This window comes from Alcanivorax sp. HI0044, assembly GCF_001634945.1.
Genome location: NZ_LWEZ01001801.1, coordinates 1 through 958 on the forward strand (window position 1 = coordinate 1; position 958 = coordinate 958).

The 958-nt window shown below is 61.1% G+C and carries 1 protein-coding gene; it reads right to left on the reverse strand.

The genetic code is table 11. The annotated features are described in order from the left end of the window. Positions 1-39: 39 nt before the first annotated feature. On the reverse strand, positions 40-958 hold a 919-nt coding region (locus tag A3730_RS26875; RefSeq protein WP_063539330.1), incomplete at its 5' end, for a PepSY domain-containing protein.

A 958-nucleotide genomic window follows, 5' to 3' on the forward strand; every position in this document is an offset into this window, starting at 1 on the left:
TGATGCCGATGAACAGCGGAATGGCAAAGATACGGCTCATCATGCCCCTCCAGCGTTGTTGTTTCGCCGCCGTACCCACCACAGGTACAGGCCGGTCACCAGCACCACAATGGTAAACAGGTCCAGTACAAACCAGAGAATCTTCAGCGGTAATCCGCCGTAATCCCCAAAGTGTAGTGGCCCGGAAAGGGCGAGTGCCTTGTTGTACCAGGGCATCTCCCGCATGCCGGCAAACTCGCCGGTGCGGGCATCAATCAGCACCGGTGTGGTGATGTGCGAAGTCAACGGCGTGTTGCCGTGCAGGAAAATGGCGTAGTGGTAGTTGGTGGACCAGTCGCCACCGGGGAAGGCCACGAATTGCAGTGTCATGTCTGGCGCTGCTTCCACTGCCTGCTTGACGGCCTCATCCAGCGAGGCCATTTCAGCCGGGGTGGGAACGGTGTCGCCCTGGTAGCCGGCAGTCAGGTCGGCCAGTGCCTGGGTTCGCCAGGTAGTGGTGATAGGGTCGGCAAGGCTGTTCACCACGCCGGTGAGACCCACCACGGTGAGCCAGGCGACGGTCACAATGCCCAGCAGGTTGTGATAGTCCAGCCACTTGATGCGTTTGGCGCGCCGGGTGCGCAAGGCACCGAATTCCAGTTTGCGCATGAAGGGGGCATAGAGCACAACGCCGGACACAATGGCGATGATCAGCAGCAGGCCCATGGCGCCCAGGAACAGCATGCCGGGTAAGCCCAGGAACATGTCGGTGTGCAGTTGCAGCAGGAATTCCATGATGTCGAAGCCATCGTGCCCGGGTACCGGCTCGCCGCTGGTTCGATCGAAAGATGCCATGGTCATGTCGCGTCCGGGGGAATCCGGCGCGGGACCACTGGTGACGTTGATAACCGGGCGGTCGATATCGAAGCTCATGTACAGCGGGACTTCACCAGGGCGGTGCTGCGCCGCCTGCTCGAGA